At 75.2% G+C, this 15,536-nt stretch carries 15 protein-coding genes; 10 read left to right on the forward strand and 5 right to left on the reverse strand.

Annotated elements, in window-relative coordinates:
* Positions 1 to 64: 64 nt before the first annotated feature.
* Complete coding sequence (locus ACFV1L_RS18865) at positions 65 to 610, reverse strand: hypothetical protein (RefSeq protein ID WP_380367183.1); 546 nt, start codon at positions 608 to 610, stop codon at positions 65 to 67.
* A gap of 140 nt (positions 611 to 750) precedes the next feature.
* Between ACFV1L_RS18865 and ACFV1L_RS18870 the strand changes: the two genes are divergently transcribed.
* Genes ACFV1L_RS18870 through ACFV1L_RS18885 form a run of 4 tightly spaced genes read left to right on the forward strand, consistent with a single transcriptional unit; the run spans position 751 to position 6,646 of the window.
* On the forward strand, positions 751 to 1,662 hold the full coding sequence (locus tag ACFV1L_RS18870) for a hypothetical protein (RefSeq protein ID WP_380367185.1): 912 nt from the start codon (positions 751 to 753) through the stop codon (positions 1,660 to 1,662).
* 27 nt (positions 1,663 to 1,689) lie between these two features.
* Entirely contained in the window at positions 1,690 to 2,799 is a 1,110-nt protein-coding gene (locus ACFV1L_RS18875; RefSeq protein WP_380367186.1) for an effector-associated domain EAD1-containing protein, read from the forward strand.
* Positions 2,796 to 3,836, forward strand: a complete 1,041-nt coding sequence (locus ACFV1L_RS18880) for an effector-associated domain EAD1-containing protein (RefSeq protein ID WP_380367187.1) — start codon at positions 2,796 to 2,798, stop codon at positions 3,834 to 3,836. Before ACFV1L_RS18875 ends, ACFV1L_RS18880 begins: the two co-directional genes overlap by 4 nt.
* Positions 3,836 to 6,646 (forward strand): AAA family ATPase, encoded by a 2,811-nt coding sequence (locus ACFV1L_RS18885; protein WP_380367188.1) that lies wholly within the window; start codon positions 3,836 to 3,838, stop codon positions 6,644 to 6,646. The genes ACFV1L_RS18880 and ACFV1L_RS18885 overlap by 1 nt, the downstream gene beginning before the upstream one ends.
* Before the next feature lie 96 nt (positions 6,647 to 6,742).
* Here the strand turns inward: ACFV1L_RS18885 and ACFV1L_RS18890 are convergent, their stop codons facing one another.
* The gene (locus ACFV1L_RS18890) at positions 6,743 to 7,609 is read right to left on the reverse strand and encodes a S1 family peptidase (protein ID WP_380367190.1); all 867 of its coding nucleotides are present in this window, start codon (positions 7,607 to 7,609) and stop codon (positions 6,743 to 6,745) included.
* 228 nt (positions 7,610 to 7,837) lie between these two features.
* On the opposite strand from ACFV1L_RS18890, the gene ACFV1L_RS18895 reads away from it, so the two are divergent.
* Complete coding sequence (locus ACFV1L_RS18895; protein ID WP_380367192.1) at positions 7,838 to 8,359, forward strand: PadR family transcriptional regulator; 522 nt, start codon at positions 7,838 to 7,840, stop codon at positions 8,357 to 8,359.
* 7 nt (positions 8,360 to 8,366) lie between these two features.
* Here ACFV1L_RS18895 and ACFV1L_RS18900 read toward each other — a convergent pair whose 3' ends face one another.
* Positions 8,367 to 9,020: a TNT domain-containing protein gene (locus ACFV1L_RS18900; RefSeq protein ID WP_380367193.1), complete on the reverse strand. Its 654-nt coding sequence runs from the start codon at positions 9,018 to 9,020 to the stop codon at positions 8,367 to 8,369.
* Positions 9,021 to 9,268: 248 nt separating this feature from the next.
* Here ACFV1L_RS18900 and ACFV1L_RS18905 point away from each other — a divergent pair, with 248 nt between their 5' ends.
* From ACFV1L_RS18905 to ACFV1L_RS18920, 4 genes are all read left to right on the forward strand, one after another.
* Entirely contained in the window at positions 9,269 to 10,360 is a 1,092-nt protein-coding gene (locus ACFV1L_RS18905) for an LLM class flavin-dependent oxidoreductase (protein ID WP_380367195.1), read from the forward strand.
* A 5-nt stretch (positions 10,361 to 10,365) separates the two neighbouring features.
* Positions 10,366 to 10,974, forward strand: coding sequence for an FMN reductase (locus ACFV1L_RS18910; protein WP_380367302.1), 609 nt, complete (start codon positions 10,366 to 10,368; stop codon positions 10,972 to 10,974).
* Positions 10,955 to 11,341 carry a GNAT family N-acetyltransferase gene (locus ACFV1L_RS18915; RefSeq protein ID WP_380367304.1) on the forward strand — a complete coding sequence of 129 codons (387 nt, stop codon included), beginning with the start codon at positions 10,955 to 10,957 and terminating at the stop codon, positions 11,339 to 11,341. The genes ACFV1L_RS18910 and ACFV1L_RS18915 overlap by 20 nt, the downstream gene beginning before the upstream one ends.
* 122 nt (positions 11,342 to 11,463) lie before the next feature.
* Positions 11,464 to 12,270, forward strand: coding sequence for a DUF1028 domain-containing protein (locus ACFV1L_RS18920; RefSeq protein ID WP_380367197.1), 807 nt, complete (start codon positions 11,464 to 11,466; stop codon positions 12,268 to 12,270).
* A gap of 13 nt (positions 12,271 to 12,283) precedes the next feature.
* Here the strand turns inward: ACFV1L_RS18920 and ACFV1L_RS18925 are convergent, their stop codons facing one another.
* Positions 12,284 to 13,618, reverse strand: a complete 1,335-nt coding sequence (locus ACFV1L_RS18925) for an erythromycin esterase family protein (protein WP_380367199.1) — start codon at positions 13,616 to 13,618, stop codon at positions 12,284 to 12,286.
* Positions 13,619 to 13,768: 150 nt separating this feature from the next.
* Complete coding sequence (locus ACFV1L_RS18930) at positions 13,769 to 14,920, reverse strand: trans-sulfuration enzyme family protein (RefSeq protein WP_380367200.1); 1,152 nt, start codon at positions 14,918 to 14,920, stop codon at positions 13,769 to 13,771.
* A 112-nt stretch (positions 14,921 to 15,032) separates the two neighbouring features.
* Between ACFV1L_RS18930 and ACFV1L_RS18935 the strand changes: the two genes are divergently transcribed.
* Positions 15,033 to 15,515 (forward strand): Lrp/AsnC family transcriptional regulator, encoded by a 483-nt coding sequence (locus tag ACFV1L_RS18935; protein ID WP_380367201.1) that lies wholly within the window; start codon positions 15,033 to 15,035, stop codon positions 15,513 to 15,515.
* Positions 15,516 to 15,536 lie beyond the last annotated feature (21 nt).

A 15,536-nucleotide genomic window follows, 5' to 3' on the forward strand; every position in this document is an offset into this window, starting at 1 on the left:
CGCGTGACCGAGGCACGGCCCGGACGGGCACCGCCTGCCGCGTGACCCGCCCGCGGTCGCGGCCTCAGCAGGACGTCATCGGGCGGCCCCGGTGCAGGCAGTGCCGGGCCGCCCGCAGGTACCTCGCGGCGCAGAACGCGGCGGGCAGGTCCCGCGCCCGGCGGCCGGCCCGGGCGGCGAGAGTGTCCCGGTGCTCCTCGAAGTCCAGGAACCAGCTGGTGAGGTGCGTGGAGCGGGAGCCGTCGGGGAGGTCGTCGGGGAGTCCCAGCGCGTCCGCGACGCGCTCGGCGAGCGGGAGCACGCGGTGGACCGAGCAGACCGCCGTGCGGTCGCCGTGGGCGGACGGGACCGGCAGCTCGATCGGCCCGTCGAACGGCACCGGCACCAGGTCCGTCCAGTCCAGCAGTTTCGACCGCTCCGCCGGCGTGAGCGCCTCGCGGCACAGCGCGGCGAAGGCGCCCGTGGGCGGAATCAGCTTCTCCTCGTGGTCCGGCCCCGGGTCGGGTCCCGCCGGCTCCGGCCGGTACGGAGGCAGGCCGCGGCGCGCCGGCTCCTCGTCGAGGGCCGCCGCGACCGGTCCCTCGCACCACGCCTCGGCGTCCGTGTCCACCAGGTGGATCCCCGCGCGCGCCGACGGTAGCCCGGAGCGCCGACACCGGGCGGGCGGTGGTGGTGGCGGTGGGGCCGTGCGGGTGGGGACGGGCGGACGGAGACTGATGGTCGGGGCGTTCTTTCCATGTGAGGTGCGCCATGGAGCTGGCAGTCGTCTACGTCCACGGGATCGGCAACAAGCCGCCGGAGGCGGAGCTGAAGGCGCAGTGGGACGACGCGCTGTTCGGCCGGCCGATGGGCGCCCGCTCGCGGCTGGCCTACTGGGCGCCGCTGCGCTACCCGCAGCCGCTTCCGGGAGCCACCGACGGGGACGGGGAGCGGCCGGCGGCGACGCCGCTGGAGGTCGCCGTCCGGGCCGCGCCCGTCCCGCCCGGGGACTTCGCCGAGTCGGTGCTCGCCGAGGCGCGCGGCGAGGCCGCCCCGCCGTCCGCGTTCGAGGGAGCCCGGACGCCCGCCGCCGGGCCGGACGGGGCGGAACTGGAGAAGTGGCTCGGCGACATGACGTACGCGGCCGAGGCACTGGGGGCCGGCGAGGACGGCCGGGCGCTGGAAGTGCTCCCGCTGCCCGCGTCCGGGCGGACCGCCGTGTTCCGGCTGCTGGTGCAGCGGGCGTTCAAGGACGTGCACGCCTACTTCTTCGGGGGACTCGGCGAGCCGGTCCGGGAGATCGCGCGGCGGGCCCTGGCCGGCACCGACGGCCCGGTCGTGGTGGTGGGCCACAGCCTCGGCTCCGTCGTCGCCTACGACGTGCTGCGGGAGGCCGGCCGCGAGGTGCCGCTGTTCGTGACCATCGGGTCGCCGCTCGGGATCACCGAGATCCAGGACCGGCTCGACCGGCCGCTGGAGGTGCCGCCCGGCGTGGCCGCCTGGCGCAACGCCTCCGACGCCCGCGACCTGGTCGCCCTCGACCACACGGTGCGGCCGGAGTTCCGGCCGAGCGAGCTCACCGAGGACGTGCTGGTCGTCAACGACAGCGCCAACCACCACGGGGCCCAGCAGTACCTGAGCAGTGCGGCGGTCCGCGACCCGGTCCGCACGCTGGTCGGCTGAGCGGACCGAGTCCGAGGGAGTACGGCCATGGCCATGTCGGGACGGGAGTTGAAGAAGGCCAGCGAGGCCTTCCAGGACGCGTTCGACCTCGACGCGTTCGACCGGATGCTCCGCTTCCACCTCTCCCGCAAGCGGGAGCGGATCTCGCTCGGCGGGAGCTTCGCCGTCGTGGTGTTCGAGGTGCTGGACGCGGCGGACCGCGAGGGCTGGCTGCCGGCCCTGGTCGCGGGGGCGCGCGAAGCCAACCCGGGGAACCCGCAACTCGCCGAGTTCGCCGAGCAGTTGGAGCTGACTCCGGTCGGCAGGGAGGGGCGGGACACCCTGGAGCGGGTGCTCGGCACCGAGCCCGGCTACCTCGACCCCGCCGCCTGGCGGACCCGCCTCGGCGCCCTGGAGGGCGTGGTGGGCCGGGTCGAGTACCCGGTCGGGGGCTTCCGGGCGACCGGCACGGCGCTGCTGGTCGGCCCCGACACGGCCATGACGAACTATCACGTCCTGGAGCCGGTCATCACCGGCGGCGTGCCGCCGTCGGCCGTCGTCCTCCGCCTCGACCACCGCAGGTCGGACGACGGCACGGTGCTCAACCCGGGCACCGAGTACCCGCTGCGCGGCGCGGACTGGCTGCTGGACGCCAGCCCGCCCAGCACGGTCGACACCGCCCTCGACCCCGGCGGCCGCCTGCCAACCGACGACGAACTCGACTACGCGGTCTTCCGCCTCGACCCCGCCCCCGGGACGGACCCCGTCGCCCCCGACCGGGCCGCCCCCGGCGCGCCGGCCCGGGGCTGGATCACCGGGTTCGCCGCCCTCCCGCCGCCCGACAGCACCCTGTTCCTGCTCCAGCACCCCGCCGAGCGCCCGCTCACGCTGGCCCTCGGCGCGCTGCTCGGCGTCAACGCCAACGGCACCAGGGTGCGCCACGCCGTCGACACCGAGGGCGGCTCCTCGGGCGCGCCGTGCTTCGACCGCAACCTCCAACTGGTGGCGCTGCACCACTCCGGCGACCCCAACTTCGACCCGGCGCACCGCCCCGAGTACAACGAGGCGGTGCCGCTGCCCGCCATCCACGAGCGGCTCGCCCGCCGCGGGGCGGCCGCCCCGGTCTTCCCGCCCGACGGCCACGGGAGCGTCCCGTGAACCTGTCCGGGCCCGACTTCCAGCGCGTGGTGACCGTGGTCGCCGAGCTGTACGACCTCGACGCCCTGCGGTTCGACCTGCGCGGGATCGAGCACGCCCTGCGGGCCGTGCCCGGCGGCCGGACCATGGAGGCGCTCGTCCAGGACGTCGTCGACGACGCCGAGCGCACCGGCTGGCTGCCCGACCTGCTGACCATGTTCGCGGCCTGCCGGTACCCGGGCGTCTGCGAGGTCGCCGGCGAACTGCTCGCGAAGCAGGCGGACCCGCCGGACCAGCCCGACCCGTTCCTGATGGACCTGGTGGGCCAACGGCTCTGCGTGGACCGCGCGCTGCTCCGCAGCCACTTCAAGGACCTGGTGTCCGCCAGCCGGAGCCGCGTCCTGGTGGTCAACGGGCAGCGGCCCTGCGGGAAGTCCTTCACCTACTTCTTCGTCACCCACATCGCCGCCCGGGAGGGGACCTTCCGGCCCGTCCTGATCGACCTCGCCCTCTGGCGCAAGCCGTGCACCCCCTACGGCCTGATGGCTTCGATCGCCCGCCAACTCGGCCTGGACGCCCCGGCGGTGGACCCGTCCGCCGAGGACGGCGGCGAGGCGGTCGACCTGGTCGACTGGCTCGTCGGCGAACTCGGCCGCGACCCGTCGCCGGACTGCCGGTACGTCTTCGTCATCGACAGCGTGGACCGGGTCCGGGTGCTGGAGGAGACCGAGAACCTCATCTCCTTCCTCGCGGGCGCGGCCCTGCGGGAGAAGATCCCGGGCCTGCGGGTCGTGCTGCTCGGCTACAGCCGCCTCGACCTGAGCCCGCTGGACTCGGTGCTCTCCGAGGCGGTCCGGCCGGTCGACGAGCAGGTGGTCCGCGACCTGTTCCTCCGGCTGGCGGACCTCGCCGAGGTGGACCTCGACCGGGATGCCGCCGAGCGCGCCGCCGAGCACGTGTTCCGGCTGCTGCCGGCCGACCCCGGGCTGCGGCTGGGCGAACTGTCCAACGCCATCAGGAAGGTCGAAGAGGGCCTGTTCGGACGGGTGGTGCTGTGATGGAGCGGCCGCGGCCACGGATCACCGCCGCGATGGTCGACGAGCGGCTGTCCTCGCTCGCCCGCGCGGAGCAGGCGGCGGCCCCCACCGAGGCCGAGCGCGCCTACCGGGCGGCCGCGGCCGTCCTGGCGGGCTTCGACCCCGAGACCATCCGCCCGGTCGGCCACGCACCCGACGCCGGCGCCCGCGACGCACTGGCCCGGGTCAGCGAACCGGTCCACGGCGAGGGCGGCCGCGTCGAGCTGCGCCTGCGCGACTCGGCCCGGCGCGAGGCGCTGGCCGGCCTGGGCGGCCCGGCCGAGGTCCGCCGCGCCCTGGCCGCCAACCCCGACCAGCCGCACGGGCCGGTCCAGGAGGCCCTCACCGCCTACCTGACCGGAACCGCGCCGCCGCTCGCCCGGCAGTCCCTCACCGAACTCCTCGCCACCGCCCGGGTGGCGGACTGGATCGCCGGGACGGTGCCCGGACTGCCCCCGCCGGAGGAGATCAACCGCCACATCGAGCGCCGGCAACTGCTGGCCCCGCTGGCCCGGCTGGTGGGCGACCACTTCGGCGGCCGGGACGACATCCTGGAGGAGCTCGCCGAGCACGTCGGAGGGGCGACGGCGGCCGTGCCGCTGCTGCTGCGGGGGCCGGGCGGCATCGGGAAGTCCACGGTGCTGGCGAAGTTCATCCTGGACCGGGCCGGCGAGAACGCCGCCGAGCCGCTGCCGTTCGCCCACCTCGACCTCGACCGGCCCGGCATCCTCGCCCAGGAGCCGCTCAGCCTGCTGCTCGAAGCGATCCGTCAGCTCCGGATCCAGTACCCGGAGCTGCGGCCCGCCGAGGTGCGCTTCCGGGCGGCCTGGATCGGCCGGGCGCAGGCCCCCGACTTCGACCGGCTGGCCTCCGCCGTCCCCGAGGCCGCCGCGGGCTCCCGCGCCACCGCCGACCACATCACCGCCTCGCCGACGCTGCTGACCGCCCCGGCCGAACGCCCGCGGCTCTACCGCGACTTCACCGGATTCCTGGCGCACGCCTTCCCCGGCCGCCCGGTCCTGCTGGTGATCGACAACTTCGAGACCGCCCAGCGGCAGGGCCCCGAGGCGCTGGCCGAACTGTGGCGGATGTTCGAGCAGCTCGCCCGCCGGAGCCCGCTGCTCCGCGTGGTCCTCGCCGGGCGCGCCGAGGTCGACCGGCCGACCCGGTCGGTCGAGGTGCCGCACTTCGACCGCGAGGCGGCCCGCGGCTACCTGGCCGCCCTGATGGCGCCGGACACCGCCCCGGACCCCGCGGACACCGACTACCTGATCGACGCCGTCGGCGGCAACCCGCTCAGCCTGCGCCTCGCCGCGGACCTGCTCGGCAGCGGCGGGCGGGCCGAACTCGCCGACGTCCGGGCGGAGCGCACCCGGGCCCCGGCCGGCGACCGGATCCAGGGCCGCCTCTACCGGCGGGTCCTCGACCACATCGAGGACCCCGACGTCCGCCGGCTCGCCGGGCCCGGACTCGTCGTGCGGCGGATCACCCCGGGCGTGATCAGGCAGGTGCTCGCGGAGCCCTGCGGCGTCGACGTCCCGGACGACGCCCGGGCCGGGGAGCTGTTCGACCTCTGCGGCCGGGAGGTCGCCCTGCTCACCCGCGCACCCGACGGCGCCCTCGAACACCGCGGCGACGTCCGGCGGCAGCTGCTCCCGCTGCTGCGGCAGGACGAGCCGGCGGAGGTCGCGGCGATCCACCGGGCCGCCGTCCGGTACTACCGCGGGCGCACCGGCCAGGCCGACCGCGCCGAGGAGCTCTACCACCGGCTGAGCCTCGGCGAGCCGGTGGCCGCCCTGGACGCCCGCTGGGTGCCCGGCGTCGAGGCCCTGCTGATCCGCTCCCTGGACGACCTGCCGCCGAGGGGACAGGCCTACCTGGCGTCCCGCTCGGGGGTGACCCTGGCGCCCGCGAAGCTGCGGCAGGTCCCGATCGCGGAATGGGAGCGGCACGCGGAGGTCCAGGTCGCCAAGCTGCTGACGCTGGGCGACGCCGCCGCCGCGCTGGACGTGCTGGCCACCCACCCCTCCGGCGTCCCGAGCGCGCGGACGCTGCTGCTGGAGGCGCGCGTCCGGGCCGAACTCGGCGACGACGGCAGGGCCCGCGGGCTCGCCGCCCTCGCCAGGGACCGGGCGGCCGAGGAGGGCGACGGCGAGACCCTGGTCGAGGCGGTGTACGCCCAGGCCGTCTCGGCGGTGTCGCGCGGAGAGCCCGGTACGGCCCGGCAGTTGCTCGCGGAGGCGGCCCGGCTCGCCGACCGGCGCGGCGAGCCGCTCATGCCGCTGCGGATCCAGCTGACCCGCTGGCAGCTGGCCCGGCAGGTGCGCCGCTCGTCCGGCTCGGCCCGCCGCGAGGTCGCGGAGGCCCGGGACAGGCTGGCGGAGCTGTGCGACGGGCCCGGCGTGGAGGCCGCCTCCCGGGACCAGGCGCTGCTGCTCGGACTCACCGTCGCCGTCGGCGACCTGCGGCCCGAACTGGTCTGGCAGAGCCTGCGGGTGATCGGCCTGCGGAAGCTCTCCACCGGCCAGCGCAACCGGCTGGCGCGGGCCCTGGAGCGCTGGGCGGAGACCTCGGGCCCGGCACCGGCCCTGGTGGCCGGGCCGCACCACGAGGGCGACGGGCCGGCCGGCGCCGACGCCTGGAAGCGCTGGCTGGCCGCCACCTCCCCGGCCCAACTGGCGAGCTCGCTCGCGGCGTTGAGCACCACGGCGGACAGCGCCGGGGTCGCCGCCGTGCTGCGCCTGATCTACCAGCAGTGGGTGACCGCCCGGGCGCCGCGCGGCCACCCCTGACCTCCGGACCCTGCCGGGCGCGCGACGCCGGACCGTCCCTCCCCGGCCCGCCACGGCCGGGGGAGGGACGGTCCGACAGGGTCCGGAAGAGCGGGCCTAGTACAGCGAGACGCCGTACGCGGAGAGGGCCGCCGTGACGGGCTGGAAGAACGTGGTGCCGCCGGTGGTGCAGTTGCCGCTGCCGCCGGAGGTCAGGCCCAGGGCCTTGGTCCCGTCGTACAGCGGGCCGCCGGAGTCGCCGCCCTCCGCGCAGACGTTGGTCTGGATCAGGCCCTTCACCGTGCTGCCGTCGGAGTAGCGGACGGTGGCGTTGAGGGCGGTCACCGTGCCGCTGTGGGTGCCGGTGGTGGAGCCGGTGCGCTTGACGGCCTCGCCGACGTACGCGCTGGCCGCCGTGTAGCCGCCGGGGTGGTTGGTCGAGCTGTACTTGACCAGCGCGTAGTCGGTGCCGGGGAAGCTGGAGCTGACGGTGGATCCGACCTGGGTGGTCTGGCCGGAGTTGCTGTACCAGGTGCTGGCGATGTTGCCGCAGTGACCGGCGGTCAGGAAGTAGTAGACGCCGCCCTTGACGACGTTGAAGCCCAGCGAGCACCGGTAGCCGCCGCCGTAGATGGCCGCACCGGCGGAGAGCAGCGGGTTGAACGTTCCTGCAGTGCGCTCGATCTTCAGGTGCTTCGTGCCGGCGGCCTCGGTCAGCTTGGCCAGCGCCGCCGGGCTCACGCTGCTGTCGGCCGTCACGACGACCCGGCCGGTGGCCTGGTCGGTGTGCCAGGCGATGCCGTTGACGCCGGTCTGCTCGACCGAGGCGCTGACCTGGGCGAGCAGTGTGGCGTCGGCGACCGGCGCGGCCGCGCCGGCGGTCGGCGCCGCGAGGGCGGTGGCCGCGGCGAGGGCGACGGCGACGGCGAGCAGCCGGCCGCGGGTGCGGGACGGCGACGTGGGGGTGGTGCGCGTGGTCCTCACAGTTCTCCTCCTGAGGGGTGGGGGAGGCCCGGGAAAGCGACGGGCCGTGAGGCGCGGGCAGGCGGCGATCGCGGTCCGGTCGACCACAGGACCCAGTTCTGATCTGCCCCTGACAAGCGCTGCGAAGGAGTATTCGCCACCGGCCGGAGCGGCACAAGACCTCCGACCGAACCCGTTGCCGCGGGTGCCGCGGCCGGGCCCCGGTCCGGCGGCCCGTACGATCGCCGCATGTCACTGCCGCACGCGATCCTCACCGCCCTGCTGGAGAAGCCGTCCTCGGGGCTGGAGTTGACCCGGCGGTTCGACCGGTCGATCGGCTTCTTCTGGTCGGCGACGCACCAGCAGATCTACCGCGAGCTGGGGCGGCTGGAGCGCGAGGGGCTGGTGCGGGCCTCGGCGCCGGGGGCCGGGCGGGGGCAGCGCAAGGAGTACGAGGTGCTGCCGGCCGGCCGGGCGCGGCTGCGCGAGTGGGTCGGCCAGCCGCAGGACCCGAAGCCGATCCGGGACCCGCTGCTGCTGCGGCTGCGCGCCGCGGCGGTGCTCGGGGTGGACGGCCTGGCGGAGGAGCTGGCGCGCCACCGGGAGCTGCACCGGGCGCAGTTGGACGAGTACCGGGCGATCGAGCGCCGCGACTTCCCGCCGGAGCGGGCCGGGACGGAGAACCGCCTGCAGCACCTGGTGCTGCAGGCGGGCATCCAGCTGGAGTCGTTCTGGCTGGCCTGGCTGGCCCAGGCGCTGGAGGAGAGCTGACGGAGCGTCAGGCCAGGCGGGCCAGATAGCCGTTGGCGACCAGCCAGGCGACGTTGATCCGGCTCGGGGCGTCCGGCACCAGGGCGGCGTCCAGCTGGTACTGGAGGCCGAGGCCGGGCTGGCCGAACCAGGGCGCTATCGGCCCGGAGTGCACCGCGAAGGCCTTGAGCACCCGGTAGTCGTGGTAGTTGCAGCCGGCGGCGGGGTTGCCGTCCAGGCTGGACGGCGGGATGGAGCGGGTCGCGTACGGCAGGCCCTCGGGGGCGAGGAAGGAGCCGTACTCGCTGCCGTAGCGGTCGATGTTCTGGCCGGGCCGGAGGGTGGTGTCGTACGCGATCGGGGTGCCGTCGGGCATCAGCAGGTAGCCGTCGGAGGGCGGGTACGTCCAGCCGCCGGCCGCGCTGTCGTAGTACGTGGCGAGGAACTGCTGTTCGGTGAGGAGTCCGGTGCGCAGGTAGCCGATCAGCTGGAGGCCGACCGGTCCGGCGGTGGGCAGCTGGTCGGGCCCGAGCCGGGAGTCGCCGTGCCGGAAGTCGGCGGAGCACTCGGTGGTGAGGGTGATCCGCAGTTCGGCCGGGGCGGCGGCGGCCGCGGGGGTCGCGGCGGACGCGAACAGGGCGACGGCGGCGACGAGCGGGGCGAGGAACTGGCGCAGGCGCACGGACGACTCCGGTGGCAGGCGGACGGGCGGGGGAGGGCGCCGGAGGGGTGCGTGACCGTCCGTGCCCGGTGGCGTGCCCCAGGTAAGCGGAATGTCTGACGATCGGTCAACTCTGTGTATCCGATCAACTGCTCAGAGTGTCGGCGTTTCGGTCAACCGGGGAGGAATCGTGGCGGGAACAGATCGGAGTGGCGAGTGGTTCTCTCGGGTGGTTGAATGTTGAATCAACCGAGAAGGAGTTGAGAGCGGTGCAGTTCGGCATCTTCAGCGTCGGCGACGTGACCACCGACCCCACCAACGGTCGGACCCCCACCGAGCACGAGCGGATCAAGGCGATGGTGGCCATCGCGCTCAAGGCCGAGGAGGTCGGCCTCGACGTGTTCGCCACCGGCGAGCACCACAACCCGCCGTTCGTCCCGTCCTCGCCGACCACCATGCTCGGGTACATCGCGGCCCGCACCGAGAAGCTGATCCTCTCCACCTCCACCACGCTGATCACCACCAACGACCCGGTGAAGATCGCCGAGGACTTCGCGATGCTCCAGCACCTCGCCGAGGGCCGGGTCGACGTGATGATGGGCCGCGGCAACACCGGCCCGGTCTACCCGTGGTTCGGCCAGGACATCCGGCAGGGCATCCCGCTGGCGATCGAGAACTACGCGCTGCTGCACCAGCTGTGGCGCGAGGAGGACGTCGACTGGCAGGGCCGCTTCCGCACCCCGCTGCAGTCCTTCACCGCCACCCCGCGCCCGCTCGACGGCACGCCGCCGTTCGTCTGGCACGGCTCCATCCGCAGCCCCGAGATCGCCGAACAGGCCGCCTACTACGGCGACGGCTTCTTCGCGAACAACATCTTCTGGCCCAAGGAGCACTTCCAGCGCCTGGTGAACCTCTACCGGGAGCGGTACGCCCACTACGGCCACGGCACCCCCGAGCAGGCGATCGTCGGCCTCGGCGGCCAGGTGTTCATGCGCAAGAACTCCCAGGACGCCGTCCGCGAGTTCCGCCCCTACTTCGACAACGCCCCGGTCTACGGCCACGGCCCGTCGCTGGAGGAGTTCACCGAGCAGACGCCGCTGACCGTCGGCAGCCCGCAGGAGGTCATCGAGAAGACCCTGGCCTTCCGCGAGACCTTCGGCGACTACCAGCGGCAGCTGTTCCTGATGGACCACGCCGGCCTGCCGCTGAAGACCGTCCTGGAACAGCTCGACATCCTCGGCGAGGAGGTCGTCCCGGTGCTGCGCGCCGAGTTCGCCGAGAACCGGCCCGCCGAGGTCCCCGACGGACCCACCCACGCCGCCCTGGTGACGGCCCGGCAGGAGAAGGAGGCAGCGAAGTGAGCGCGCTGAAACTGGTCGTGGTGACGGCCGGCCTGTCCGTCCCGTCCTCCACCCGGCTGCTCGCCGACCGCCTGGCCGGTGCCGCCGCCCGCGAACTGCGCGGCGCCGGACGGGAGGTGGACGTCCGGGTGGTCGAACTGCGGGAACTCGCCCGGGACGTCGCGGACAACCTGGTCACCGGCTTCCCGCCGCCCGCCCTGCGCGACGCCGTCCGGGCGGTGGAGGAGGCGGACGGCCTGATCGCCGTCACACCGATCTTCTCCGCCTCCTACAGCGGACTCTTCAAGTCCTTCGTCGACGTGCTCGACAAGGACGCCCTGGCCGGCACCCCCGTGCTGATCGCCGCCACCGGCGGCACCGCCCGGCACAGCCTCGCCCTGGAGCACGCCCTGCGCCCGCTGTTCGCCCACCTGCGCGCCGTGGTCGTGCCCACCGCGGTGTTCGCCGCCTCCGAGGACTGGGGCGCGAACGGCGCCGACGGCTCGCTGGCCGGCCGGATCGACCGCGCCGCCCGCGAACTCGCCGCCCTGCTGGGCGCCCGCCCCGCGGCGGCCCCCGCGGTCGAGCAGGTCGTGCCCTTCGAGCAACAACTCGCTGCGCTGCGCGCACACTGACGCGCCGCCGGCCCCCTATCGTTCGACCCAGCACCCTCGAGAACCAGGAGCAGCACCGATGGAACCCCAGGTCACCGACAACGCCGAGCAGTCCCGCTTCGAGATCCGCACCGACGCCGGGCTGGCCGGGTTCGCCGAGTACCAGCGGCGCGACGGCGGACAGATCGCCTTCGTCCACACCGTCATCGACTCCGCGTTCGAGGGCCAGGGCCTCGGCGGCAAGCTGGCCCGCGCCGCCCTGGACACCGTCCGCGAGCGCGGCGAGAGCGTCCTGCCGTACTGCCCGTTCATCCGCGGCTGGATCGGCAAGCACCCCGAGTACGTCGACCTGGTGCCGGCCGACAAGCGGGCCAAGTTCGACCTCTGAGCCGCCGCGCGGGCGACGGGTGCCGGGGACGAGACCGGCACCCGCTGCGCGGCTTGCCGGAATGTGCCGACGGGCCGTCGGACCGTGGACGGAAGGTTCGGCCACGACTATCGTCGGGCCCCGTGACCTTCTCGATCGTCGCTCGACACGGAGACGCCTACGGCGTGGCCGTGGCCAGCAAGTTCCTCTCCGTCGGCGCCCTGGTGCCGGCCGCCGAGGCCGGCACCGGCGCACTCGCCAGCCAGGCCTGGGCCAACGTCGCCTACCGACCGCAGGGCATCGCCATGCTGCGCACCGGCACTTCGCCGGACGGCACCGTCGCGGCGCTGCTCGCCGCCGACGACGGGCGGGCGCACCGCCAGATCGGCGTGGTCGGACCCGACAGCGCCGCCAGTCGGACCGGTGAGCAGTGCCTGGCCTGGGCGGGCGGCGTGGCCGGCCCCGACTACGCGATCCAGGGCAACATCCTCACCGGGCCCGAGGTGGTCCGCGACATGGAGGCCGTCTGGCTGGCCTCCGCCGAACTCCCCTTCGCCGACCGGCTGGTGGCCGCCCTCGCCGCGGGCGACGCGGCCGGCGGCGACTCCCGCGGCCGGCAGAGCGCCGCGCTGTACGTGGTCGACCCGGGCCGGGGCGTCGGCGGCTGGGGCGACACCTCCCACGACCTGCGGGTCGACGACCACCCGGACCCGGTCGCCGAACTGCGCCGCCTGCTGGCCCTGCACGAGGTCCTGCACGGCACCCCCGACCCGGCCACCCTGCTGCCGCTGGACGGCGAACTCGCCACCGAGGTCACCGCCCTGCTGGCCGGCCTCGGCTACGCCGACCTGGACACCTGGGCCGGCGTGGAGAACCTCGAAGGCCGCCTGGTCGACGCCCACATAGACCCGCTGGTCCTGGACCACCTGCGCACCACCGCCGCCGGCTGACCCGCCCGGCCCGTCAGGGCGTCAACTCCCGCGCCGCCGTCACCTCGTGCAGGTGGACCAGCACGTCGTAGGCGGCGGCCGGGGCCAGCACCGGCAGCGGCTCCGGAGTGAACGTGGTGCCGGCGTCGTACGTCGGGTGCGGGGTCGCCAGCCAGCCGCGCGCGGCGGCCGGCAGCCGGCGCAGCGGGAGGTAGAAGTCGCGGTGGCGGACCTGGTCGAGGGTGTGCTCGACACTGCCCGGCGCGGCGGGCGGCACGCTCACCGGCTGCCAGGCGCCGCCCGCGCCTTCGGAGGTGGTGAGGAAGGAGCCCCGGTCGAAGGTGGTGCCGATCGCGGTGTAGCGGCCGCCGAGGGCCCGGCGCAGCTGCGCACCCTGCGGGTCCGGGTAGAGCTCCGGCATGGTGGAGGCGTAGCCGGCATGGCCGTTGTGCGCGGAGAGCAGGATCCGGTGGCCGGTGCGCCGCTGCCACCACAGGACGTTCTGCGCCATCGCGCGGTCGCGGAGCTGCTCGGCCGCGGAGACCGACGCCGGGTCGCCGGGGTCCATGGAGAGGAATTCGAAGGTGTCGGCGATCACCCGGGCGTCCTGCACCGCCCGGTCGTCGTCCACGGCGGACACCGAGGCGAGCGCCCGGCGGGCGAGTTCGGCGTTCGCGCGGCGTTCGGGGAGGGGCCGGCCGAGGTAGCCGATGGCGTCGTCCAGCGGACGCAGCGGCGCGTACAGGTCGGCGATCCGGGCCTCGTCCTGCGGTCGGGCGGCGCGGACGGCGTCCAGGACCTTCCGGAAGACGCGGTCGCCGAGGGCGGGCAGGCCCAGGTCGGCGCCGAGGAAGTGCACGGGGCGGCCGGGGTTGCGGCGGTTGTGGTCCCGCATCCAGCCGATCAGGTCGGCGAACTCCTCGCGGTGCCACGGCGATCCGGCGAAGGCGCGGTCGGCGACCCGGCGGGCGTCGCCGTCGCCGCCCTGCAGGAACTCGTCGATCTCCAGGCCGGCCGTCCAACTCGCCTCCAGTGCGAAGGCGGTGAAGCCGCGCTCCGTCACCAGGTACCGGAAGACCCGGTGCTTGAGGGTGAAGAACTCGTGCGAGCCGTGGGTGGCCTCGCCGAGGCCGACCACCAGCGAGTCGCCGATCAGCTCGCCGAGCGGCCGGAGGTCGGCGGTGCCGCCGACCGGGCCGGTGGCGTCCAGCGGGTAGGCGGCGGCCGTCAACTGCTGCACCACGGGCCGCTCCTGCCGGTCCGTCCGGTCGGCCGCGGCGGCGGCCGGGAGGTGCAGCGCGGGGAGCGCGAGGGCCGCGGTGCCGGTGAGCAGTCCACGCCTGCTGATGGGTCGTCGGTGGGCCGTCATGGTCGGGTCTCCCTGTCCGGGCCGCCGGGCGCGGCCCCGGTGACGATCATGCTTCGGCCGCGGGGTCCGGCGCGCTGGGGCGGGCCACCGAACGGGTGCGGGGGAAATCCCCCGCACCCGGTGCCGGCTGACACCCCGTCGGGGGTGCTGCTACCAGGGGAGCGCCTTGGCGAGGTCGGCCTCCAGGTCGGCCGGGTCCTCCAGGCCGACGGACAGCCGCAGCAGCGCGGGGACGGGCTTGTGGGCGTCGGCGACCGGCCGGTGGGTGAGCGAGGCCGGGTGCTGGATCAGGGTGTCGACGCCGCCGAGCGACACCGCGTGCGTGATCAGCTCGCAGCGCTCGGCGATCGCCGCGGCGTGCTCGAAGCCGCCCGCCGCCTCGAACGCCAAGGTGCTGCCGCCGCCGAGGAGCTGACGCCCGAGCAGCGGGGAGCCGGAGCGGCCGGGGTAGTGCACGGCGGACACCTCCGGCTGCTCGGCCAGCCAGTCGGCGAGCCGGGCCGCGCCCGCCGAGGCGGCGCGCACCCGCAGCGGCAGGGTCTGCAGGCCGCGGTGCAGCAGGTACCCGGCCAGCGGGTGCAGGATCGCGCCGGTGACGGCCCGCACCCGGCGCAGCCGCTCCGCCCACGCGGCGGTGCAGGCGACCGCGCCGGCCAGCACGTCGCCGTGGCCGCCGATCGACTTGGTGGCCGAGTGCAGCACCAGCGCGGCCCCGAACTCGGCCGGCCGCTGCAGCACCGGTGTGGCGAAGGTGTTGTCGACCAGCAGCGGCGCGTCGCCGCAGGCGTCGGCGACCGCGGCCAGGTCGACCAGGTCGAGGGTCGGATTGGCCGGGGTCTCGACCACGACCAGCCCGGTGTCGGGCCGGACGGCGCCGGCGAGGGTGCCGGGGGTCGCCCAGGTGACCTCGGTGCCCAGCAGGCCGGAGGCGAGCAGGTGGTCGGAACCGCCGTACAGCGGGCGCACCGCGACGACGTGCCGGCGGCCCTCCGCGGCGGCGGCCAGCAGGCAGGCGGTCAGCGCGGCCATGCCGGAGGAGAACGCCACCGCCTGGGCGCAGCCCTCCAGTTCGGCGAGGGCCTGCTCGAAGCGGGCCACGGTCGGGTTCCACAGGCGCTGGTAGACCAGCCCGCCCTCGGCGGGCGGCCGGCCGCCGGTGGCCAGCGCCTGGTAGGCGTCGCCGCCGGCGGCGAGGTCCGGAACCGGGTAGGTGGTGGACAGGTCGAGCGGGGGGACGTGCGCACCGAGGCGGGCGAGGTCGTCGCGGCCGGCGTGCACGGCTCGGGTGTCGAGTCGGCTCATGGGCGACGATGGTGAAGTTGCGGGCGGCAGAAGGCCACAGCCGCGGACGATCGTTCGGCAGGGGCGGGGTGCGGTCTTGCGGATGTTCGGTACGGACCGCCAGGCTGGGCGCGTGCCGAACATTCCACGGGCCCGCGCCGCGGCGCTGGACGAGACCGACCGGGCGATCGTCCGGGCGCTGCTGGCGGACGCCCGGACGGCCAACAACGCGCTGGCGGAACGGGTCGGGATCGCCCCCTCCACCTGCCTGGCCCGGGTGCGGGCGCTGCGCGAACGCGGCGTGATCCGCGGCTACCACGCGGAGGTCGACCTGCGGGCGGCCGGCCTGCCGCTGCAGGCGATGATCTCGGTGCGGCTGCGGGCGCACACCCGCGAGCAGAACGGCAGCTTCCGGGCCGCCGCGCCGCACCTGCCGGGGGTGCTGGCGGTGTTCCACATGGCCGGCAGCGAGGACTACCTGCTGCACGTGGCCGTCGCCGACCCGGAGGCGCTGCGCTGCTTCGTGGTCGACCACCTGACCACCCACCCGGCGGTCGCGCAGACCCGCACCAACCTGGTGTTCGAGCGGATACCGGGTGTCACGCCCGTGATCTGACGGTCCGTCGGAAGCCGGTGG

The organism is Kitasatospora sp. NPDC059646, assembly GCF_042734615.1.
Classification (GTDB): Bacteria; Actinomycetota; Actinomycetes; order Streptomycetales; family Streptomycetaceae; genus Kitasatospora.

Coding starts and splice junctions, on each gene's coding strand:
- ACFV1L_RS18870 (WP_380367185.1), top strand. CDS start 751: ATGGAGCTGGCAGTCGTCTACGTCCACGGGATCGGCAACAAGCCGCCG.
- ACFV1L_RS18875 (WP_380367186.1), top strand. CDS start 1,690: ATGGCCATGTCGGGACGGGAGTTGAAGAAGGCCAGCGAGGCCTTCCAG.
- ACFV1L_RS18885 (WP_380367188.1), top strand. CDS start 3,836: ATGGAGCGGCCGCGGCCACGGATCACCGCCGCGATGGTCGACGAGCGG.
- ACFV1L_RS18895 (WP_380367192.1), top strand. CDS start 7,838: ATGTCACTGCCGCACGCGATCCTCACCGCCCTGCTGGAGAAGCCGTCC.
- ACFV1L_RS18925 (WP_380367199.1), bottom strand. CDS start 13,618: ATGACGGCCCACCGACGACCCATCAGCAGGCGTGGACTGCTCACCGGC.
- ACFV1L_RS18930 (WP_380367200.1), bottom strand. CDS start 14,920: ATGAGCCGACTCGACACCCGAGCCGTGCACGCCGGCCGCGACGACCTC.